Raw genomic sequence first — 23,046 nt, 5'->3', positions numbered from 1 at the left:
ATAAATTGTTTCTGTAAAGTTGTTAGTTTTTTTGGTTAGATTGGTTCTAAATTTCGATGAATCTTATTTTTCTTGGTAAGGCGTCGCTTTCTTACCAAAAATAGAAAAATGAACGTAACGCTTCGGATGTTCTTTTAAATCGCGCATTAATAGCTCCAATTCTTTCGAAGCACCTGTTAGGTTATTATATAATTCTTCGTCTTTTAATAGTTTACCTACAGAACCATTTCCATTCTCAATATCAGCAAGAATTTTGTCGATATTAGCCGAAGCTTGTTGTAAGTTAGCAAATGTTCCATTAATATCCAATTCGTTCAACTCTTGAGAAAGTCCAACGAAATTTTTACTCATCACATTTAAATTTGCCATAGTTCCGTTCAATTGTGGTTCTACACCACGCATCAACTTATTCGCACCAGCCAATGTTCCTTTCAACTCAGCTACACTCGATTTTAAATCCGCTTGCATTTGCTCGTCTAGAATGCCATTCACTGCAAGTAGCATTGCATTTGCATTTTGTAATACTTCGTCTACTTTTGTTTTTAGTGGTTCTAATTCCCCTACTAATTTCTCCGTAATATCGAATTGTACTTCTCCTTTTAAATAATGACCCGATTCTGCATAATCCGTATTACCGAATTTTGGATCGATCGAAATTCCCTTTCCTCCTATTAAACCAGGAGAGTAGATTGTAGCTACACTCGATTTCGCAATGCTAATAGGATGAGACATCATTAACTCCACAACAAGTTTTCCTGTTTGTGCGTTAATATTGATACGAGAGACCTTTCCCACTACTAATCCGTTAATTGTTACATTAGAAGATGTTGTCAGTCCTTCAACGTTATCATATTCAACATAATATTTAGTACTATTATCAAAAATATTTCTTCCGTCTAAAAAAGAATATCCCCAAATAAATAAAGCAATCGCTCCTAATACTAAAATAGCTGTTCTAATTTCTCTAGATATTTTCAAAACTCTATATTTTTTTATAACACGCAAAAATAAACTTTTATTTTATAAAAAGCAGTGTTTATTTCAATGCCTCCTCTACCGAAATGCTCTTTCCATCTTTATAAGCCACTATAAAAGAAGAGCTATGTCCTTTTGCCTTAGCTTCTTCAAGGCGTTTTTTAGCTTCATTGTAATCTGATGTTTGAGAGTAAAAATACTTATTAACGGAAGTACCTTTTTCCATTGTCACATTACTTAACCCCTTAAAATTTTTAGGCTTTAACTCTAAAACACGGGAACTAGCGGCGATTTGCACTTTAAAAATCACACCTTTTGTCGTTGTTGTAGCTGTTGATTTTGTTTCTGTCTTTGTTTTTGTTGTTTTCGTTGAAGTCGACTCCGAAGAAGTGGTTGTTGATGTACTCGGCGTAGTACTCAAGCTTACTGTTGCATCGCCACCATAATACGCGTTTTTGTATTCGATAATTCCTTTAGCAATCGATTCTGCTAATTCTTTTTGTCCTTTAGTAGACGTTAAATATGCACCTTCGTCTTTGTTTGAGACAAAACCTAATTCAATCAAAATACTCGGCATAAAAGCACCGTGCAAAACCCAGAAAGGTCCTTGTTTTACCCCTCTGTTCTTTCGTTTTAAATCATAGGTAAACCCATCTTGTACACGACTCGCCAAATCGATACTTTGTTGGATGTAATCTTCTTGCATCAACGTCAAACCAATAATTGACTCTGGAGCGCTTGGATCAAAACCAGCATATTTTGTTTTATAGTCGTCCTCCATCATAATAACAGAGTTCTCTTTTTTCGCGACATCTAAGTTAGATTTGTTTTTACTCAAACCCATAACATACGTCTCTGTTCCATAGGCCGCATTGCCATCCACACCATTACAGTGAATAGATACAAAAACATTTCCTCCTTTATCATTGGCAATGACTGAGCGTTGTTTTACTTCTACAAAGACATCTTTGTCTCGAGTATAAATCACCTCAATATCTTTATATTTCGCAAGAATCTTTCCAGTTTCTAAAGCCACAGCCAACACAATATCTTTCTCTACATTTCTAGAGTGGTTGGTTCCGGAATCTTTTCCACCATGGCCTGGATCTAATACTACTTTAAATTTTTTATTTTGCCCTAAGGTAGCAACCGTAAAGCATAGGAAAGAAAAAACTAACAGCAATTTAGCAACTCTATTGTTCATAAAAAAGTCGTTTAGAATTCGTTTAATATAAATTAAATTACATTTTTCAGAAAAAATATATGTAAGTTTGACACGTTAAAAACAACGGGTTTGATTTTACAAAAATAGCACATATTCATAGATTTGCGTACTAATATTTTTAATATCGTCATTGTTTTGTTTGTTTTAGGGATATTTTCGTTCCCTAGAGTGAAAGCTCAAGAGTTCAACAAAACAACTACTTCACTGAGAGTCAACACAAAAGACCCTAAACCACTTGATGGTTTGGCTACAGATACTATTGTCCCTTTGCAGGACTCTTTAGCTGCAAAAAAGGGGGTAAAAGACAGTATAAAACCACCAGTTAAGGGTTATCTAGAAGATATTGTTTTCCGTAAAGCAAAAGACTACAATAAGCTTGATCAAAAGAAAAAACAGATCACATTATACAATGAAGCAGAGCTGAAGTATCAAGATTTTGAACTAACAGCAGGTATTATTGTATTCAATTACGAACAAAATCAAATTTACGCTGGTCGTATTAAAGACAGTGTAGGAAATTTAAGTCAAGCTCCTGTTTTCAAACAAGGAGGGCAAATTGTAGAACCTGATTCTATTGTGTACAACACAAAGTCACAACGAGCTTTAGTATGGCAGTCGAGAACTTCTCAAGGGGAGTTCAACATTAAATCGGGCATGACAAAAAAGGAAAATGACTCGGTTTATTTCATGGAAGATGTAATCTTCACTACCGCTAAAGATTTGGATGATCCGGAATACTATTTTAAGACGAAAAAAGTAAAATTAGTACCCAATAAAAAAGTTGTCGTTGGACCAACGAACATGGTTATCGCTGACGTTCCTACTCCGCTTGGACTTCCTTTTGCCTTCTTTCCTATGTCGGAAAAGGCAGAATCGGGATTTATTATTCCCAGTGTAGGGGAAACTAATCAACAAGGGTATTACTTACAAAATGGAGGGTACTATTTCGCTATGAGTGAAAAAGCAGATTTAACCTTACAAGGGGATTACTACACCAATGGTAGTTGGGCCTTACGTACAAGCAGTTCGTATGCCAACCGCTATAAATACAATGGTCGTGTATTAATCCGTTATGAAAATAACGTCTTCAGCGAAAGGGGTCTACCCGATTATCAAAAAAACACGATTTACAATATTCAATGGAATCACTCTCAAGATGCTAAAGCCAACCCTGGGTCGCGTTTTTCTGCCTCGGTAAACATGGGTAGTGGTAAATACTTCAGACAGTCGAATAACTCTTACAACGTTGGGGCTTCATTAAACAACACGATGAACTCTTCCATTAGTTATTCTAAGACCTTTGAGAGTACTCCACAGGTGAATATGTCTCTCTCAGCGACACATTCACAATCTACCAATACAGGACGTATAAACATGTCTCTACCTACTATGCAGGTAAGTGTTGATCGTATGTTCCCTTTTGCACCTAAGAACGGTTCTAAAAAAGGGTTAATTAAAAACTTAAACCTTTCTTATAGCGTTAGAGGAGAAAACCGCGTGGATATTCACGAAGACAACTTCTTTAAACAAGCAATGTTTGACAGTTTAAACACGGGATTCCAACACACGATTCCCATCACTACCAACTTTAAGCTATTTAAACACTTCTCTGTAACAGCAGGTGGTAGTTATAATGAAGTTTGGGTATTTAATACGCAAAAAAAACAATACAACGCTGAAACAAACAGAGTAGAAGATATTCGCGTTAATGGGTTTGATCGCTTCAGCACATATAATTTGAGTACCAATATTGGTACTACAATTTACGGTACTTTTAATTTTAGCAAGGACAGTAAAATTCAGGCTATTCGCCACGTGATGCGTCCAACAATGGGATATTCCTATACGCCTAGTTTTGACAAGTACTACGACACTTATGCCATTGATGCAACGGGTATGACCATGCAAGATTATACGCGTTTTCAAGGAGGATTATTCGGTGCTCCAGGTAAGACAAACTCCAATATGTTAAACATGGGAGTAAGTAATACGTTTGAGGCAAAGGTAAGAGACGATGAGGAGAAGGATGGGTTTAGAAAAGTAATGTTACTGAACAACTTAAACCTTTCTACTAGCTATAATATGTCTGCCGATTCCTTGAAATGGGCGCCAATGCGTGTATCTACAGGTACGGCACTTTTCAAAGATAAAATGCAGATTAACTTGGGTATGACTTTAGACCCTTATGCACTAAACAACAACAATCAACGTATTGATATGTTCAACATCAATAACGGTGGTAGTTTATTCCGTTTAACAAGTGCCAACGTAACAGTAAACTGGTCGATGTCAAGCCGAGACCCTCTTTTTGGCAATACGGAAAAACCAAACCAAAACTCTGTTGACAATGGGGGGCGTGGTGATGATTTATTTGGTCAGGCGGGTAATCTTGGCGACAACAGACAAAGTATGTTTGGCAATAAAGAAGATCGTCCTTTTGAAGGCTTTTACAATGCTAAACTACCGTGGGATTTAACTTTTGCTTACTCGTTGACTTACAACAACTCGGCAAGACAAAACGAAATTTCCAACAACTCGGTTATGATGTCTGGAAACATTGAACTTACACCCCGTTGGAAAGTAGGATTCTCTTCGGGTTACGATTTTGTACAAAAAGGGGTTACATTTACTCAGTTGCGTTTTGAACGCGATTTACTGAGTTGGCGTATGGACTTCACTTGGGTTCCTATTGGAGCTTATACAAGTTGGGGCTTCTTTATTGGAATCAAATCGTCTATGTTGAGTGATATCAAGTGGGAAAAGCGAAAAGCTCCAGATAAACGCTATTTTTAATTCAATATAAGCATGAAAAAAACAATCATAAACTCAGATCAAGCACCTAAACCTATTGGCCCTTATAACCATTCTGTATTCGTTGGCGATTTATTGTTCATCTCTGGTCAAATTCCATTTAACCAAGCTACTGAAACACTAGTTACAACGGGAATTGGAGATGAAGCTAAACAAGTTATGGCTAATTTAAAAGCCATTTTAACAGAAGCGGGAATGACATTTGAAAACGTTGTAAAAGCAACAATTTTCTTAACTGATATGAATGATTTTGCCCAAGTAAATGAAATTTACGGTAGCTTCTTCCAAGCAGAAACAGCTCCAGCACGTGAGTGTATTCAGGTGGTAAAATTACCGCGCAATGTCAATGTTGAGATTTCAATGATTGCTACAAAATAAAAAAAAGGGTGTCCTGATTGGGACACCCTTTTTTTAGTTTACAGTTTACCGGTAACCGTAAACTACTCTATCGCCTTCAGCAACAACTGCGCACTTGCTTCATTCGTTGCTAAAGGAACGTTGTGTACATCGCAAACGCGGAGTAACATATTAATATCAGGTTCGTGGGCGTGTTTTCCCAATGGGTCTTTAAAAAACAGCACCATATTCGTCTTTCCTTCTGCTACACGAGCTGCTATTTGGGCATCTCCTCCTAGTGGTCCAGAAAGCATACGCAACACTTCAAAACCTTCTTTTTGAGCGATACCTCCCGTTGTTCCTGTAGCGATTAACGTTATTCCTGCTCTAGATAAAATTGCTCTGTTCTTTTGAATAAAAGTCAACATTTCATCTTTTTTACCGTCATGGGCAATGATTGCTATTTCCATTTTATTTCTATTTGTGGTAATCAATTAATCCATCCAAGGGTTTCTGAATGATTTTTCCAACTGTTATGTCATTTTTAAGCAAAACCGCTTTAAATTCATCTTGTAAAAAATAAGCGACTGACCCTACAAAATGAACCGGTACACTACTCGCTTCTGGATGACTTTTAATATAATGTTCTACAAAGAATACGACTTGTTCTTCAATCATTGCTTGAAAAAAAGGATGGTCTTTATGTTCAATTAAAAAGGGCAAAAAAGACGCTAAATAAGCGTTTGGATTTTCTTTTTTGTAAAAGTTATACTTCACAACATCCGCATCTAAATCGTACTTCTGTGTAAATTTCTTTGCCAAAACTGTAGGCATGTAGTTTAAAAACAAAGCTTTGATCATCAATCGTCCTAGAGCGCTACCACTGCAATCATCCATAGCCATATAACCGAGTGATTGCACTTTTTGCTGGATCGTTTCTCCGTCGTAAAAAGACACATTCGAGCCTGTTCCATTGATACACACAATTCCCTTTTCACTTTTACCTACTGTTGCATAAACCGCTGCATACGTATCTTCATGTACGTTAATCGACTGGCAATTAGAAAAATAAGAGGTAAAGAAGTCGCGTACTGTTGTTTTACTTCGATTCGACCCACAACCCGATCCATAAAAATAAAGTTGAGTCACTTTATCTTTATTTTTAGCAATATCCGGTACGGTATTAACGCGTGTATGAAACTCCTCTAATGTAATAACTTCGGGATTAAGCCCAAGGCTTGTCACCGAAGTTAGTACTTTATTCTCTTGATCAAAAAAGATCCAATCTGCTTTTGTAGAACCGCTATCGACGATTATTTTCATTTGTTTGATGTATTACTTAACAGCCGTTAACAATACAGCCATATCTACCATTTTAGCAGCATAACCATATTCGTTATCGTACCAAGCAACGAATTTATAAAAAGTTTCGTTCAACGCAATACCGGCTTTAGCATCAATAATACACGTATGTGTATCCGAAACAAAGTCTTGAGAAACAACATCATCTTCTACAAAGGCCATAATTCCCTTCAACTCATTTTCACTTGCGCGTTTTAAAACAGCCATTACTTCTTCGTAAGAAGTTGATTTCGCTAATTTTACTGTCAAATCTACTACTGATACATCTGCTGTAGGAACACGCATAGACATTCCCGTAATCTTCCCTTTTAGTGCAGGAATTACCTTTCCGACTGCTTTTGCAGCACCCGTAGAAGCTGGAATAATATTGTTCATCGCTGAACGTCCTCCTCTAAAATCTTTTTTAGATGGTCCGTCAACTGTGTATTGAGTAGCTGTAGCGGCGTGAATGGTTGTCATCAATCCTTCGACAATTCCAAAAGAGTCATTCAACACTTTTGCCAATGGCGCTAAACAGTTTGTAGTACAAGAAGCATTAGAAACAATCGTATCCGTTGCTTTTAACTCCTTCTCATTCACTCCCATAACAAACATAGGTGCGTCTGGAGATGGAGAAGAAATCAATACTTTTTTTGCTCCAGCATCAATGTGTTTTTGCGCGCCTTCCAGGTCTTTAAATACTCCTGTACAGTCCGCAACAACATCTACTTTCACTTCATCCCATTTCAACAACAAAGGATCTCGCTCTGCAGTTACTCGAATTTCTTTTCCATTGACGATTAAATGACCATCCACAACTTCTACTGTACCGTCAAAACGACCGTGTACAGAATCGTACTTGATTAAATACGCCAATTGATCAACTGCCATTAAATCATTCACTGCTACGATTTCTATATCATTTCTCTTTACTACCTCTCTCAACATTAGACGTCCAATACGTCCAAACCCATTGATACCTACTCTTGTTTTCATATTTGCTTTTTTATTTAATTCAACATTTAAATGGTAATAATATCCGATACACGCAATAATTCTGCATCGACTGCTGTATGTCCTTTTACGATATGATCTAAAGGAGTCAAAGCTACTTGATCATTAATCAATCCTACCATATAGTTTTTACCACCTTCTAAAAGTGTTTCAACGGCTTTTACGCTCAATCGACTTGCCAAAACGCGATCAAAACAAGAAGGAGCTCCACCTCTTTGCATGTGTCCCAAAACAGAAACACGTACTTCATATTCTGGTAAATGCTCTTCTACATACTCCCCTAGTTCAAATACATTTTTACCTAGCTTTTCTCCCTCTGCTACAATAACAATACTGGAAGATTTTCCGGATAACTTACTCTTTTTCAATGATTCTAATAGGCGTTCTAATCCAAGATTTTCTTCTGGAATTATAATTTCCTCTGCTCCTGCTCCTATTCCTGCGTTTAAGGCAATATGTCCCGCATCACGTCCCATTACCTCAACAAAAAACAAGCGTTTATGTGAGCTGGCAGTATCTCTAATCTTATCCACTGCATCTACAACTGTATTTAGAGCGGTATCAAATCCAATGGTGTGACTTGTTCCGTTTATATCATTGTCTATGGTTCCTGGAATACCCATCACAGGAATATCAAATTCCTTACTCAACAACATCGCCCCCGTAAAACTACCATCACCTCCAATGACAATCAACGCATCAATCTGTGCATTTTTCAAATTTTCATAGGCTGTCTTTCTTCCTTCCTCTGTGCGAAATGCATTACTACGCGCTGTTTTTAAGATCGTTCCTCCTTTATTAATGATATAATTAACATCACGAGGTCCTAGTACTTCAAAATCTCCTTCTACCAATCCTTGAAACCCGCGAAATACCCCCACACACATCACATTGTGATAAGAACAAGTACGGACAATTGCTCTGATGGCTGCGTTCATTCCTGGTGCATCTCCACCAGAAGTTAAAACCCCTATCTTTCTTATAAGGTTACTCATAATTACTTTTCTTTTTTAGTAAATTTAAACAATACCGCAGACTAAATCAATCCATAATTGCGATTTATTTAGGTATTTGTTATTATTATTTTGTTAAAAAATAAAATTCTTTTACAACCTATTGACTTTATATAGCCAATTAAAATCAAGAATGATTTTTAGTCCTCAACCAAATATTCTTTTCTCTTGTAACAAGTATCAAATTAATCAAAAAAACACAACCAGCATCGGACAAATGACCCATTGCTTCAACTTTATAGTAATGTGGATCCAACTTCATTAAATAGAATTAATATAAATTAGTCTTTACTTTTTAAACAAATACACAATAATCTAATAATCAACTAATTAACAGCAACTAAATAACAAAGGAGAAAAAGATAAAAAAATCCCACGAAAAGAAATTAAAGCTACTTTTGTGGCATGAAAAGAAAGAGAACAGAAAGAATCGTATTCGAAAACGTAGAAGTCCTTGATGCAGGTGCAAAAGGCGTTTCAGTAGCTAAGGCTCCTGATGGGAAAGTTATATTTATTCCCAATGTTGTTCCTGGTGATATCGTTGATATCCAAACCGTTAAAAAGCGCAAAGCGTATTACGAGGGAATTGCTATAAAAATTCACAGCTTTTCTAAGAACCGTATTGAACCTGTTTGTCAGCATTTCGGAGCTTGTGGAGGTTGTAAATGGCAAAACATGTCCTATGAACAACAGTTGTTTTACAAGAATCAAGAGGTTCAAAACAACTTAAAGCGAATTGGCAAAATAGAGCTACCTGAATTTGAGCCTATCTTAGGTTCTGAGAAGACTTTATTTTACAGAAATAAAATGGAATTTTCCTTTTCTAACGCGCGCTGGTTAACACCAGAAGAAATTGCAAGCGGAGATGAAATCGGGAAAGAAAATGCGCTAGGATTTCACATTCCAAAAATGTGGGATAAGATCTTAGATATTCAAAAATGTCATTTACAACAGGATCCTTCTAACGCGATTCGCAATGAAATTCGCCAATTTGCCAATGCTAATAATCTTTCGTTCTTCAATCCGAGAGAACAAGAAGGGCTATTGCGTACTTTAATGATTCGCACAAGTTCAATTGGAGAAATCATGGTGATGATTCAATTCTTCTATGACAACAAGCAAGAAAGAGAATTATTATTGGATCACTTGGCATCTAGATTCCCTGAAATAACTTCTTTACAGTATGTTGTAAACGGCAAGGCCAATGATACGATATACGATCAAGATGTTGTTTTATATCAAGGTCGTGATTACATTTTAGAAGAAATGGAAGGATTACAATTCAGCATCAATGCGAAGTCTTTCTATCAAACCAACTCAGATCAAGCGTATGAGTTGTATAAGATCACACGTGATTATGCGGAATTAACAGGTAATGAATTAGTTTTTGACTTGTACACTGGTACGGGAACAATTGCGCAATTCGTTTCAAAAAAAGCAAAAAAAGTAGTTGGTGTTGAAGCAGTTCCAGAGGCTATTGCCGATGCAAAAATCAACGCGGAACGCAACAATATCACTAACTGTGATTTCTTTGTTGGAGATATGAAAAACGTATTCAATGATGAATTCATCGCTACACACGGACATCCGGATGTTATTATTACAGATCCACCGCGTGATGGAATGCACAAAGATGTTGTAGAGATGCTTTTAAAAGTAGCTCCTAAGCGCATTGTGTATGTAAGTTGTAATTCAGCTACTCAGGCGAGAGATTTAGCTTTACTAGATGAAAAATACAAAGTAACTAAAGTGCGTCCTGTGGATATGTTTCCTCAAACGCACCACGTTGAAAATGTGGTTCAATTGGAATTAAAATAGTTCAATCCTATAAAAAAAGCCAGTGCAAGTTGCACTGGCTTTTTTATTGCTACGTTTACGTCTAACTTAAAAGTTGGGTTTTAACGTGTACTTTTTATAAAACGCATCGATGCGTTCCACTACTTCATCTGCTGTATCTACCAACTGAATCAAATTCATATCTTCTGGTGAAATATTCGAATACTTCGCCAGTAAAACGTTTTTAATCCAATCTAACATACCTCCCCAAAAATCAGTTCCCACTAAAATGATCGGAAACTTAGCTATCTTTTTGGTTTGGATTAACGTGATCGCTTCAAACAATTCATCGAGTGTTCCGAATCCACCTGGCATAACAACAAACCCTTGTGAATACTTAACAAACATTACTTTGCGTACAAAGAAATAGTCAAATTGAATATTTTTATCGTTGTCTATATACGGATTAAAATGCTGCTCAAATGGCAATTCAATATTTAGTCCGACAGAAACTCCTTTACCTAAATGAGCGCCTTTATTACCTGCTTCCATAATTCCAGGGCCTCCACCCGTAATTACGCCGTAACCTGCTTTACTCACTTTGAATGCAATCTCTTCTGCTAATTTGTAATAAGGATCCTCTTTTTTTGTTCGCGCTGAACCAAAGATAGAAATACAAGGTCCGATACGACCCATTTTCTCATACCCATTAACAAACTCAGACATGATTTTAAAGATTCCCCATGAATCGTTTGTTTTTATTTCTGTCCAAGATTTTTGTTTAAACTTTTCTTGGATTTTCTCCTCTTCATTTCCTAAATTTTCTTTCATAATTCAACTATTTTTTAAGCTCTTTTTTCAAAAAATGAGCCGTATAACTCTTCTTAACTTTACAAATTTCTTCTGGTGTACCCTTAGCGAGTACTTCTCCTCCATTCGCTCCTCCTTCATATCCGATATCGATAATATAATCGGCTAACTTGATCACATCTAAATTGTGCTCAATAATCAGGACGGTATTTCCTTTTTCTACTAGGGTATTGATTACTTCCATCAACACGCGAATATCTTCAAAATGTAAACCTGTCGTTGGTTCATCTAAGATATAAAACGTATTTCCGGTATCTTTTTTAGACAGTTCTGTTGCTAATTTGATGCGTTGAGCTTCTCCTCCTGACAGGGTTGTACTCTGTTGTCCTAAAGTGATATAGCCTAATCCTACGTCATTAATCGTCTTTAACTTGCGATAAATTTTAGGGATATTCTCAAAAAACTCAGTTGCATCAGCCACTGTCATGTCTAAAACATCCGAAATCGACTTTCCTTTGTATCTAATTTCAAGTGTTTCACGATTGAATCTCTTTCCTTGACAAGTTTCACATTCGACGTAAACATCGGGTAAAAAGCCCATTTCAATCGTTCGAACTCCAGATCCTTCACAAGTATCACAACGTCCTCCACTCACGTTAAAACTAAATCGCCCGGGTTTATACCCTCGAATTGACGCTTCTGTCGTTTGTGCAAATAAGTTTCGGATATCCGAAAACACATCGGTATACGTTGCTGGATTGGATCTTGGTGTTCTGCCAATTGGACTTTGATCAATTCCAATCACTTTGTCAATGTGTTCCAGTCCACTAATTTTCTTGTACGGTTGGGGTTTAGCCACTGCATTAAAAAAATGAGCATTTAAGATTGGATACAACGTTCCGTTGATCAAGGTTGATTTTCCAGAGCCAGAAACTCCTGTAACACATGTCATGGTTCCTAATGGAATCTCAATGGTTACATTTTTTAGATTATTTCCGGTTGCTCCCTCGAGTTTTATTTTATTACCGTTGCCCTTTCTGCGTTCTTTAGGAACGGCAATTTCTAATTCTCCATTGAGGTATTTCGCCGTCAATGTATCTTCTTTCAACAACTCTTTTGGAGTACCTGTACTGATGATCTTTCCTCCGCGTTTTCCTGCATAAGGCCCGATATCAATCACGTAATCTGCGCGTTCGATCATGTCTTTGTCATGCTCAACAACTAAAACCGAATTTCCAATATCTCGAAGTGATTCTAACGATTGAATCAATCGTTCATTATCGCGTTGATGCAATCCGATACTAGGTTCATCTAAAATATAAAGTACCCCTACCAATTGAGAGCCAATTTGCGTGGCTAATCGGATGCGTTGAGCTTCACCTCCAGAGAGTGTTCTTGAACTTCGATTTAGCGATAGATAGGTCAATCCGACATCTTTTAAAAACGACAATCTCGTATTGATTTCTTTTAAAATCTCTTCCGCTATACTCTTTTGTTTGTCAGACAGCTTATCATTTAAATCAGCAAACCAAGCTATTAAATGCTCAATATCCATCTGAATAAGTTCGCCTATGTTTTTATCTGCAATTCTAAAGTAAAGGGCTTCTTTTCTCAAACGCGTTCCTTGGCATGAAGGGCAATCAATTTCATCCATATACTCCTTAGCCCAGCGCTTAATCGAAGCCGTTTCACTTTCTTCAAATTGATTTTTGATAAAGTTGTTTATTCCTTCAAAATCGATTTTATAGTTTTTTGAAATTCCCGCTACTTTATGTTCGACAGTAAAGCTATCTTGTCCTCCGTTTAAAATAACATCCATCGCTTCTTTAGGGATATCTTGAATGGCGTCAGTCAATTTAAAGTTATAGCGTTGTGCGATGGTTTCTAATTGCTTAAAAATCCAAGAACTTTTTTCAGGTCCAAGAGGTGCTAATCCGCCCTTTTTAATAGATAATGAGGCGTCGGGAATTACTTTTACTTGGTTGATTTCATGAACAGTTCCCAATCCATTACACACTTCACACGCTCCTTTTGGGGAGTTGAAAGAAAAGTTATTTGGTTCGGGTTTAGCATACGAAATACCAGAAGTTGGACACATTAAATGACGGCTAAAAAAACGCATTTCCTGTGAATCTTGTTCCAGGATTACAATAGTATCATCGCCGTGGTACATTGCTGTTTGAATACTTTCGGCTAAACGTTGTATCGTTTGTTCTTTGTTGTCAATTGCCATGCGATCAATTACGATTTCAATATCGTGTGTTTTATATCGATCGGCCTTCATTCCATACTCCAAGTCTTTGATTTCACCATCCAAGCGCACTTTCAAAAACCCTTGTTTGGCAATTTGCTCAAACAATTCGCGATAATGCCCTTTTCTAGAACGAACAACGGGAGCTAAGATATTTATTTTTTTTCCTTCAAAATCTTTTAAGATAAGTTCTTGGATTTGGCTATCGGTATAGCTCACCATTTTCTCACCTGTATTATAGCTGTAAGCTTCTCCCGCTCTTGCATAGAGCAAGCGCAAGAAATCGTAAATTTCAGTAATGGTTCCCACAGTCGATCGCGGACTGCGATTGGTCGTTTTTTGTTCGATGGCGATTACAGGAGACAATCCGTCAATTTTATCTACATCTGGGCGTTCTAATCCGCCTAAAAACTGTCTGGCATAAGCAGAGAATGTTTCAATATAGCGACGTTGTCCTTCTGCGTATATCGTATCAAAGGCTAAAGACGATTTACCAGAACCCGACAATCCTGTAATCACGACGAGCTTCTCGCGTGGAATACGGATATCGATATTTTTTAGATTGTGAACCCTAGCTCCTAAAACTTCAATAAAATCTTCTACTTTAGACATAAATTTTGTGCAAAAAAACAAAGATACATATTAATCTCGTTTTTTGTAAACTGCTTTTCCATTGTTTTGATGTGATTAAGCATTATTTAACAGCTCGCCGACGTTCATTTTAATTCGCTAAAAGCTTCCTGTACTACTTTTAAAAATCGTATTTTTATCTCATAAAAGAAAACAAGATGAAAGGAGCTATTTTATATGAACTAGGTCAAGTTCCTCAATATGGAACAATAGACGAACCAAAAATACAACAAGAAGGAGAACATGTATTGCGCGTAACAGCAGCTGCCGTAAAAAACTTAGACAAAGCCCGTACAAGTGGTAAACACTATGCAAGTTATACAGACTTGCCTGCTGTAGTGGGGAATGACGGTGTTGGTTATTTGGAAGATGGAACACGCGTATATGGTCAGGGTATTACAGGTATGATCGCAGAAAAGGCCCTTATTTCGGGAAATTACACTCCAATTCCCAAAGACCTCGATGATGTGACTGCCGCAGCTTTACCTAATGCAATTTTAGGTTCAGCCATGCCTTTAATCATACGTGCACGTTTACAGGAAGGACAAAACGTACTGTTCAATGGGGCAACAGGAGTAACTGGTCAGGTTGGGGTACAAATTGCCAAACATTACGGTGCGAAAGAAATCATTGTCACAGGAAGAAATACGGCGATATTAGAGCAGTTAAAGCACTTTGGTGCAACGCAAACAATCACGCTCACTGAAGATAATGAGGCACTACAAGAACAGATTAAATCCATTCATCAAATAACCCCTATCGATGTTGTGATCGACTACTTATGGGGAAAACCTTTTCAGGCGATCTTAAATGCTTTTAAGGGCAATGACATTCATCACTTGGCCTCTACTGTAAAAATAGTCACAGCGGGTGATATGGCAGGTAAGGAAATTCAATTAACTTCAGCCATTCTAAGAAGTACGGATATTCAGCTCATGGGATCTGGATTTGGAAGTTTAACGCAAGAAGAGCTCATCGTGTTTAACAAAGTAATTTTACCAGAAATGTTTTTGTTGGCCGCTCAAGGAAAACTACACATTCAAACGGAAGTTCATCCCTTAGAAGCCATTGAGTCGGTATGGAATAAACCCATAGATCGAGGTACTAGACTAGTAATTAAAATCTAGTTTTCTCTCTTGAGGATTTGATCTTTGATCTGACTTTTTAGTGAAAACTTGCTACTTTTGCCCGCTAATTCAACAACACAATGAAAACCTTCTTAGAAAATTACTTTCAATTAAGTAAACACAACACCAGTATTAAAAAAGAAATGATGGCTGGGGTGATTACGTTCTTAACGATGTCTTATATCCTAGTTGTCAATCCAAATATTCTCGCTGATGCAGGGATGGATAAACAAGCTGTTTTTATGGCAACAGCCTTGGCGACAGTTTGTGCAACGCTATTGATGGGATTCATGGCTAAATTACCCATTGCCCAAGCACCAGGAATGGGATTGAATAGCTTTTTTGCATATACTGTAGTCTTGACTATGGGCTACAGTTGGGAATTTGCTCTAACAGGCGTATTTCTGGCTGGTTTAATTTTTCTAGTACTTACTATTTTTAACATCAGAGAACTCATTGTCAACAATATACCCAAAGTTTTAAAAGAAGCTATTCCAGTTGGAATTGGTTTATTTATCACGTTAATTGGACTTAAAAGTGCTGGAATTGTCACTAGTAATCCCAATACATTAGTTACTCTGGGCGATTTTAGTCAACACAGCGTATGGATTGCTTTAGCTGGACTTTTGGTGACGGGAATCTTACTGATTAAAAACATCAATGGCTCTATTTTAATTGGTATTGTTGTAGCAACATTATTTGGTTTTTTACTAGGTGATGTACATTTACCTTCGAGTATGATTACAGCTCCACCATCTATGGAGCCCACTTTCGGAAAAGCCTTGTCTTTTTTATTTTCACCTGAAACGGCTCATAGCGTCTTTTCTATTGATATGGTGATTGTAGTTTTTACTTTTCTATTTGTCAACTTATTCGACACAATTGGAACATTAATAGGTGTAGTTTCAAAAACGGGAATTGCTGATGCAAATGGCAACTTTCCTCAAATGAAAAAAGCACTCCTAACGGATGCTTTGGGTACAACTTTTGGGGCGATATTAGGTACAAGTTCAGTAACTTCTTATGTAGAAAGTGCTTCAGGAGTAGCTTCAGGTGGACGAACAGGACTAACCGCTGTTAGCGTGGCTTGTATGTTTGCACTATCTATTTTCTTGGCGCCCTTGTTCTTAATCATTCCTGCCGCAGCAACTGCTCCTGCTCTGATCATTGTTGGTTTATTCATGATTAGTTCAGTAGTAAATATTGATTTCTCCGATTTCTCCGAGGCATTACCTGCGTTTATCACCATTGTTTTCATGCCTTTTACCTACAGTATTGCAGAAGGTATTGTCTTTGGTATGCTGAGTTTTACTCTTTTCAAAGTCGGAACTAAACAACACAAAGACGTTAGTCCAACACTCTATATCTTATCTTTGCTTTTTTTAATTAAATTAGTTTTGGATGCACAGTAAAAAAAGCCCTAAAAAGAATATTCTTTTTAGGGCTTTTTTTATCCGATTTACTGTCCAAGTTTTGCCGCAGTTAATTTGGCTAGGTTCGATTTTTTATCCGTTTCAGAAAGGTTGTCGAAAACGACTTTTAACGAAGTTAAATCATCCTTACTTGTAAAATATAAATAATACAAAGCAGTAAGCGAAGTCTGATGTTGATCTAGATAGTTGTTTATAAAACCATTTTGATCTTGTTGTAGTTTGGTATATCCGTGCAAGATTTGCTTCATTTTTTCTTCGTCCTTTTGCTTTAAGGCCTCCATATAAGCACTTTGTTGCTTGCCTTGGTAACTCAATAAATTGTATTTATACAAGCTTAAATTGCGCTCAAACTCACTAAGTACTTCGTTATTTGGTGTTCCTTGCAATGCAAAAGAAGTAAAATTATCAAAATCTACATTCACTTGTGTTTTTCCATTTTCAATAAACAAGGGAATTCTTCCCTTTTGCTCTCGAAAAGACAGGTAACCTAACGTTGGTTCTTCTATCTTGCCTGTAAATGCAAATCCTTCATTTTTAACAACCACAGAATCCATTTTGATTAATTCTTCAGGGTTGGTATCAGCTATCTTATTGAGATAGATCATCTCGCCCTCTACAGCATGTGCTAAAGTTCCTTCAATTTCAAACTTCGCATTTGAATTACATGCAGTTAGAACGATTGCTATCCCGAACAATAGCGTTAGTTTATTTATTTTCATAGCGTTGAATTAGGCGCATTAAATTATTGTATTCGTCAGAAATTACAAGGTCGAAATTACAGGGTTAAAAAAGCGACAAAAAGCATGATCCACCCTGCTACTAATGCCAATCCTCCTAAAGGGGTAATAGGGCCTAATACTTTTATTTTTCTTCCAAAAGTTGCACTAAGCACTAAACCATATATACTAAAGGAAAACAATAGTATGCCAATGATAATTAGATTCGTTGCATAGTAGGTATATTCTCTTTGCGGTAAAATCCCAATTACCAACAGTAAAATCGCGTGATACATTTGGTATCTTACACCTGTTTCATAGCTTTCTAATCGTTCGGCATCCATGTGTTTTTTCAAGGCATGCGCTCCAAAAGCTCCAAAAATAATAGCCAAAGCTCCAAAAACACTTCCGGCGAGTAATGCTGTTGTATTCGTAATATCCATTGTATTCAGTTTTCTAAGATTTAGTTTAATGTTAGCTGTCCTAAAATTTCTTCAGACATAAAAGGTCCACCAGGATAACGTGCGGTATAATCGAGATTAAGCCAAATTTGACCGCGTTCATCCACGTGATAATGTACTTCTTTTCCTGCACTTTCTTCTTTAAATAAAACTTCTTTGATCAAAAAAATCACTTTTTCCAAATGATCCTTATTTTCAATCAACATCTCAGGATACATATGTTCTTTGGTGTGAATTAATCGTGGCGTTCCTCCAATTGATCGAACCAAAGCAGCCATTAAAATTGAATAATCATCACAATCACCCGAAAAATGCATCAACGATTCAGAAGCTGTAGCGATATACTCTCTTCCTTTAGGATCATTAACGTAGTTCCAACGGGTACGCACTTCTTTGAAAATTGCTAAACACTGTATAATTTGTCGGTAGTCACCATACCCCTGTACTTTCGAAAAGTTTTTAGTGGTAGCTAATAAAGCAAAGTTTCTCACTTTAGGGTTATCGTATTCTATTGCTTTAATCACTTTTGATTTATTGGGAAAAGGCAACAGCTTAGAGATAATTAAATCTTGTGGATTTTGCGTACTCGCCATAGCGTATATCATGACGCGATAATCATCAAAAATTGATTCTAAATCATAATCATCATGAGAGGTTCCGATGAAAAAAATACCTAAGTAAACTACAATACAGATAAACAGTATCGTTTTCAGTTTCAACAAAATAAACTGAAAAACCGCTAAAATTGCCAAACACAATAAAATGCGATCCAACTGGTAGGGCCATTCAGGATCGATTACATTTTGATGGACAATAATAAATACAGGAATAGTAAGTAGTACGTTTAATATAAAAACAATGATATTATCCCATGGAGAAGGTATTCTCAGGTACTCATACCATTTTTTTTTCTTCTTTATAATTTGTACTTCTTGGTTGTTCATCTATTTTACACAAAAAAAATTACATCTTTACTTCTTCGTATTTTTTTGGATTTTCAATTAACTGAAGGTCCATTAATTGTTGTTGTATTTTATTGTAATTAACCGCAGACAATTGCCTCTGAGACCATCGTGTAAGGGATAACCACTGCTGGATATCTTCTACCTTTTGATCGTAGCGCTCTGCTAGAGTTCGATCGATACTAGGGATCAGTTTAAACTCTGCAGTAGTTGTATTAATTATATCTACTAGGTGTTGAACTAACGCTTTGTTTTTAGCTACAAAATCTTGATTGCCTACCAGTAAAAAAGAGGGCCATGGTGTAGGACACTCCCCTATTCTTCTAAACACGTGTTGATCAACGAGAGGTTGTGTCATAAATCGCTCCCACATAAAGTAATCTGCTTCTTTGTTTTTCAGTGCAATCACCGCCTTATCCAAAGTATCGACCACCACAAATTCCAATTGATCTATATCCCAGTTCATCTGTTTGGCATGAACAATGGCCATCAAATGAGAGCCTGATCCAAAGCGACTAATTGCGATGCGTTTGTGCTTTAAATCCTCGATCGATTGAAAAGGAGCATCTGCTGCAACGTGGATTCCCCATAGTAAAGGAGAAGCTACATATTCTTGAACAATTGAAGTGGGATTACCTGCCGTTATGTCTTTGATAATTCCCTCTGATAAAATGATAGCCAAATCCGTTTCATTTTGGCGTAGCATCTGACACATTTTACCTGTTCCTTCAGGAACATCTTGCCATTGTAAATCTATTCCTGCCTCATTAAATTCTCCATTTTCTATGCACAAATGCCAAGGTAAATTAAAGTGTTCTGGCACACCTACGATTCTAACTACTTTCATTTTTATAAGTTCTGTTCATTTTACTGCTAAGATAGTAAAAAGTATCTTCCGTGGTTCGGAAAATGGTACGCAACAAAAAAAATCTCTACAGTTTTGTAGAGATTTTAATGGCTATGGTTTCATAGAACCGGTTTGTTTTAGACGTGTATGAAATTTGAATGCTTCTTCCAAAATATGAGGTGTATGTCCTCCTAATTCTTTCGCGCGTTCAAAATAATCTCTTAGCTCTGTTTTGTAATCTGGATGTACGCAATTTTCGATAATCACTTCCGCTCGCTCACGAGGAGAAAGTCCACGTAAATCTGCTAAACCTTGATCTGTAACTAGAATATCTACATCGTGTTCAGTATGGTCCACGTGAGAAACCATTGGCAATACATGAGAAATTTTATTTTCTTTTGAAGCCGCTTGTGTAACGAAAATACTCAAATAAGCGTTTCTAGCGAAATCTCCAGATCCTCCAATTCCATTCATCATTTTACTACCACTGATATGTGTTGAATTTACGTTTCCGTAAATATCAAACTCAATAGCTGTATTGATTGCGATAATCCCCAACCTTCTAATTACTTCTGGAGCATTACTAATATTTTGTGGACGCAATACTAATTTATCTTTGTATTGATCAAAGTTGTTGATGATCTTCTCATAACAAGCTTCTGTCACTGTAATGGATGAACCAGAAGCAAAAGTCATTTTTCCTGAATCGATCAAATCGAAGGTGCTGTCTTGTAAAACTTCTGAATACATCGTTAAGTCTTTGAAAGGACCGTCGATAAAACCGGTCAATACTGCATTAGCTACTTTTCCAATACCTGCTTGCAAAGGCAACAAAGCTTCTGTTAAGTTTCCTTTTTTTACCTCTGCTTCGAAGAAATTTAATAAATGCGACGATATCGCAGTTGTTTTTACATCTGGTTCGGGTAAAATAGCGGGAGTATCTTCAATACTTGAAAACACAACAGCTACCACACGCGCTGGATCTAAGCGAATAAAAGATTCACCGATGCGATCTTTTACTGTGTGGATAGGAATCATCTCACGACGCGGTTGCTTTTTAGGTACGCAATTATCGTGAATACCTTCTACACTCAACGGAATAGCTGTATTGATCTCTACAATTATTTTTTCAGCAACACTAGCAAAATAAGCGGAGTTTCCTATTGAAGTAGTTGGAATGATATACCCTTCTTCATTAATATAAGTAGCTTCAATAATTGCAATTTCTACTTGTGGAATATGCTTCTCTTGTAGCTGTTCAATTGTTTCACTTAAATGTTGGTCAATATATTTTACTTGACCACTATTAATTGCATGTCTCAAATCAGAATCTGCCTGAAAGGGCATTCTGCGAATTAATGCATTATTCTTTGCCAAATCGGCATCGGTTGTTTGACCTAAAGAAGCACCTGTAATTAAGGTAATGGCTACTTTTTCGTTTGCTGCTCGTTGAGCAAAAGCAGGTAGAACTGATTTACTATCTCCTGCTTTAGTAAAGCCACTAGCTCCTACAATTGCTTTATCGTGAATTAACAAGGCTGCTTCTTCAGCAGATAGAATTCGCTCACGGTATGGTGCGAATTTGATTCTCTCTAAATTAGAATCTTCTTTCATCATTTCTCATTCGTTTTATTAGCTGCTTAAAAATAGAACTTTTTATTAATATTTAACGGGTATATAAACACTTATCGATATTTATACGATAATTTATTTTCATTATCATAAAATAATAGAAACAACAACACTATTTTAAGACTATAAAACGATTTTCGTAATTTAACCTTAGTATTCTTCTCAAAAAGGGAAAGAGTAAAAAATTTCTTTTTATAAATTCTTATTTTCACTTTCATTCTCCCCTTCTTTTTTTAGTAAAACTCTGCTCTAACGCTGATTTTATCCCGATTTTTAACATTATTTCCAATCGACAACAACGCTCCTTTACAGGAAAAAAATCTCATAATTAGATCAAAAAAGACGTAAAAACGGTAAATAATGAAAACGGTTCACCGTTTCATACCATAAAAAAAGGCAACAGTAATAAAACTGTTGCCTTTTTTTAGTTGAAAAACGATGAACGAATGTCGATCGAACAAAGTTTCTTATTTTAAAAGTTCTTCTACTTTCTGGTACAATTCTTCACCATAAAGATTGATGGCTAAAATTTCTCCTTTTTCATTGATCAAATAGTTTGCTGGGATAGCTCTTACACCATACGCTGCAGCAATTTCATCGTTCCAAAACTGTAAGTTCGAAACCTGACCCCAAACTAAACCGTCTTTTTCGATTGCTTGTACCCATTTTTCTTGTTCTTTATCTAAAGAAACGCCGATGATATCTAATCCTTTGTCTTTAAATCCGTTGTATAATTTTACCACATTTGGATTTTCTACACGACAAGGACCACACCAAGAAGCCCAAAAATCAATTAAAACTAATTTTTTTCCAGCTTTGAATGCTTCTAAAGATAATTCTTTTCCTTCTGGAGTTTTACTTGTAAAGTTTGGTGCGATATCACCTACTTTTAATCCTGCAGCAGCTTCTTCACTCAAGCCCATCATTTTAAGCATTGAATCGATTTTCTTTCCTACTTTAGACTCTTTCAACTCAGCAGAAAACTTGTCAAACTCTTTTACGAAATCTGTTTCTTCATCTTGAGAAGACATCATTTGTTGAGAAAGCAATAACAAACCGAATGCATTGTTTGCGTTGTCAGCTAAATACTTTTTATATACCTCGTTGATTGAATCAACATATCCGATATACTCATTTTGAAGCGCTTCTAAAGATTTGCGATCATCTTCGTTCGCAGACTGACTCAACTGCATCAATTTCATTTGATTTGCATCAATAAACGATCTTAGTTTGATCACTGTTGGTTTCACTTCTTCTTGCAATTTTTGCAATTTGACGTTATTCACACTTCCACCTAGTACAGTTTCAGTAGGTTCGTCTTTTGTATATGAAATGGTAATATGTCCTGGTTCTCCAATGAAAAACACATTGTTTTGCATTTCACCTCCCAATACCATATAAGCTTCTTCTAATTCTGTAAAAGGGTTTTCAAAAACCAATTTATTACCTTTTACAGTTCCTGTATAAACAACAGTTGGAGAAGGATTACCTAATTCGGAAGTCATGATTTCTACCTTCGTATCGTCTGCTACGTCTTTAGTAGTAATCTCAATTGTATTATTTTGCTTACAAGAAAACATTCCTAATGCTAGCAAAACAACTGCTAATTTCTTCATATTAATGATTTATAATTTAACGTCCTCGTAAAAGTATCAATAAAATCATTATATCAAAAAGAAGTTTCGT

19 protein-coding genes are annotated in these 23,046 nt (G+C 36.4%); 5 read left to right on the top strand and 14 right to left on the bottom strand.

Translation table 11 applies throughout. The annotated features are described in order from the left end of the window. Nucleotides 1-63: 63 nt before the first annotated feature. Together H4K33_RS05415 and H4K33_RS05410 are read right to left on the bottom strand one after the other, a co-directional pair. On the bottom strand, nucleotides 64-978 hold the full coding sequence (locus H4K33_RS05415) for an MlaD family protein (RefSeq protein ID WP_182647455.1): 915 nt from the start codon (nucleotides 976-978) through the stop codon (nucleotides 64-66). 58 nt (nucleotides 979-1,036) lie between these two features. Further along, on the bottom strand, nucleotides 1,037-2,179 hold the full coding sequence (locus tag H4K33_RS05410) for an N-acetylmuramoyl-L-alanine amidase (RefSeq protein WP_182647454.1): 1,143 nt from the start codon (nucleotides 2,177-2,179) through the stop codon (nucleotides 1,037-1,039). 123 nt (nucleotides 2,180-2,302) lie between these two features. Here H4K33_RS05410 and H4K33_RS05405 point away from each other — a divergent pair, with 123 nt between their 5' ends. Together H4K33_RS05405 and H4K33_RS05400 are read left to right on the top strand one after the other, a co-directional pair. Beyond that, nucleotides 2,303-4,993: a putative LPS assembly protein LptD gene (locus H4K33_RS05405; RefSeq protein WP_182647453.1), complete on the top strand. Its 2,691-nt coding sequence runs from the start codon at nucleotides 2,303-2,305 to the stop codon at nucleotides 4,991-4,993. 12 nt (nucleotides 4,994-5,005) lie between these two features. Next, a complete protein-coding gene (locus H4K33_RS05400) occupies nucleotides 5,006-5,389 on the top strand; it encodes a Rid family detoxifying hydrolase (protein ID WP_182647452.1) in 384 nt (127 codons plus the stop codon). 62 nt (nucleotides 5,390-5,451) lie between these two features. Here the strand turns inward: H4K33_RS05400 and H4K33_RS05395 are convergent, their stop codons facing one another. From H4K33_RS05395 to pfkA, 4 genes are read right to left on the bottom strand one after another with little or no spacing between them, the layout of a single operon-like run. Further along, the gene (locus H4K33_RS05395; RefSeq protein WP_182647451.1) at nucleotides 5,452-5,817 is read right to left on the bottom strand and encodes a methylglyoxal synthase; all 366 of its coding nucleotides are present in this window, start codon (nucleotides 5,815-5,817) and stop codon (nucleotides 5,452-5,454) included. Between the two features lie 7 nt (nucleotides 5,818-5,824). Continuing rightward, nucleotides 5,825-6,670 carry a BadF/BadG/BcrA/BcrD ATPase family protein gene (locus tag H4K33_RS05390; RefSeq protein WP_182647450.1) on the bottom strand — a complete coding sequence of 282 codons (846 nt, stop codon included), beginning with the start codon at nucleotides 6,668-6,670 and terminating at the stop codon, nucleotides 5,825-5,827. A 12-nt stretch (nucleotides 6,671-6,682) separates the two neighbouring features. After that, complete coding sequence (gap, locus tag H4K33_RS05385; protein WP_182647449.1) at nucleotides 6,683-7,684, bottom strand: type I glyceraldehyde-3-phosphate dehydrogenase; 1,002 nt, start codon at nucleotides 7,682-7,684, stop codon at nucleotides 6,683-6,685. A gap of 26 nt (nucleotides 7,685-7,710) precedes the next feature. Continuing rightward, nucleotides 7,711-8,697 (bottom strand): 6-phosphofructokinase, encoded by a 987-nt coding sequence (gene pfkA, locus H4K33_RS05380; RefSeq protein WP_182647448.1) that lies wholly within the window; start codon nucleotides 8,695-8,697, stop codon nucleotides 7,711-7,713. 423 nt (nucleotides 8,698-9,120) lie between these two features. Between pfkA and rlmD the strand changes: the two genes are divergently transcribed. Beyond that, complete coding sequence (gene rlmD, locus H4K33_RS05375) at nucleotides 9,121-10,533, top strand: 23S rRNA (uracil(1939)-C(5))-methyltransferase RlmD (RefSeq protein ID WP_182647447.1); 1,413 nt, start codon at nucleotides 9,121-9,123, stop codon at nucleotides 10,531-10,533. A 66-nt stretch (nucleotides 10,534-10,599) separates the two neighbouring features. On the opposite strand, the gene H4K33_RS05370 is transcribed toward rlmD, so the two are convergent. Continuing rightward, complete coding sequence (locus H4K33_RS05370) at nucleotides 10,600-11,322, bottom strand: TIGR00730 family Rossman fold protein (protein WP_182647446.1); 723 nt, start codon at nucleotides 11,320-11,322, stop codon at nucleotides 10,600-10,602. A 7-nt stretch (nucleotides 11,323-11,329) separates the two neighbouring features. Next, entirely contained in the window at nucleotides 11,330-14,164 is a 2,835-nt protein-coding gene (gene uvrA / locus H4K33_RS05365; RefSeq protein ID WP_182647445.1) for an excinuclease ABC subunit UvrA, read from the bottom strand. Between the two features lie 176 nt (nucleotides 14,165-14,340). Here uvrA and H4K33_RS05360 point away from each other — a divergent pair, with 176 nt between their 5' ends. After that, a complete protein-coding gene (locus H4K33_RS05360; protein WP_182647444.1) occupies nucleotides 14,341-15,309 on the top strand; it encodes a zinc-binding alcohol dehydrogenase family protein in 969 nt (322 codons plus the stop codon). Between the two features lie 80 nt (nucleotides 15,310-15,389). Next, a complete protein-coding gene (locus H4K33_RS05355) occupies nucleotides 15,390-16,721 on the top strand; it encodes an NCS2 family permease (RefSeq protein ID WP_182647443.1) in 1,332 nt (443 codons plus the stop codon). A gap of 47 nt (nucleotides 16,722-16,768) precedes the next feature. Here H4K33_RS05355 and H4K33_RS05350 read toward each other — a convergent pair whose 3' ends face one another. From H4K33_RS05350 to H4K33_RS05325, 6 genes are all read right to left on the bottom strand, one after another. Further along, nucleotides 16,769-17,461 carry a DUF4369 domain-containing protein gene (locus H4K33_RS05350; protein WP_182647442.1) on the bottom strand — a complete coding sequence of 231 codons (693 nt, stop codon included), beginning with the start codon at nucleotides 17,459-17,461 and terminating at the stop codon, nucleotides 16,769-16,771. A gap of 56 nt (nucleotides 17,462-17,517) precedes the next feature. Beyond that, nucleotides 17,518-17,901: a DUF423 domain-containing protein gene (locus H4K33_RS05345; protein ID WP_182647441.1), complete on the bottom strand. Its 384-nt coding sequence runs from the start codon at nucleotides 17,899-17,901 to the stop codon at nucleotides 17,518-17,520. A gap of 20 nt (nucleotides 17,902-17,921) precedes the next feature. Continuing rightward, a complete protein-coding gene (locus tag H4K33_RS05340; RefSeq protein WP_182647440.1) occupies nucleotides 17,922-18,863 on the bottom strand; it encodes a transglutaminase domain-containing protein in 942 nt (313 codons plus the stop codon). A 19-nt stretch (nucleotides 18,864-18,882) separates the two neighbouring features. Beyond that, nucleotides 18,883-19,728, bottom strand: coding sequence for a substrate-binding domain-containing protein (locus H4K33_RS05335; protein ID WP_182647439.1), 846 nt, complete (start codon nucleotides 19,726-19,728; stop codon nucleotides 18,883-18,885). 111 nt (nucleotides 19,729-19,839) lie between these two features. Next, nucleotides 19,840-21,345: a succinate CoA transferase gene (locus H4K33_RS05330; RefSeq protein WP_182647438.1), complete on the bottom strand. Its 1,506-nt coding sequence runs from the start codon at nucleotides 21,343-21,345 to the stop codon at nucleotides 19,840-19,842. A gap of 482 nt (nucleotides 21,346-21,827) precedes the next feature. Beyond that, a complete protein-coding gene (locus H4K33_RS05325) occupies nucleotides 21,828-22,976 on the bottom strand; it encodes a TlpA disulfide reductase family protein (protein WP_182647437.1) in 1,149 nt (382 codons plus the stop codon). Nucleotides 22,977-23,046 lie beyond the last annotated feature (70 nt).

The sequence above is a fragment of the Myroides sp. WP-1 genome, assembly GCF_014145635.1.
GTDB lineage: Bacteria > Bacteroidota > Bacteroidia > Flavobacteriales > Flavobacteriaceae > Flavobacterium.
Note: the sequence above shows the minus strand (reverse complement) of the source record. Positions and strands in the feature narration are given on the sequence as shown.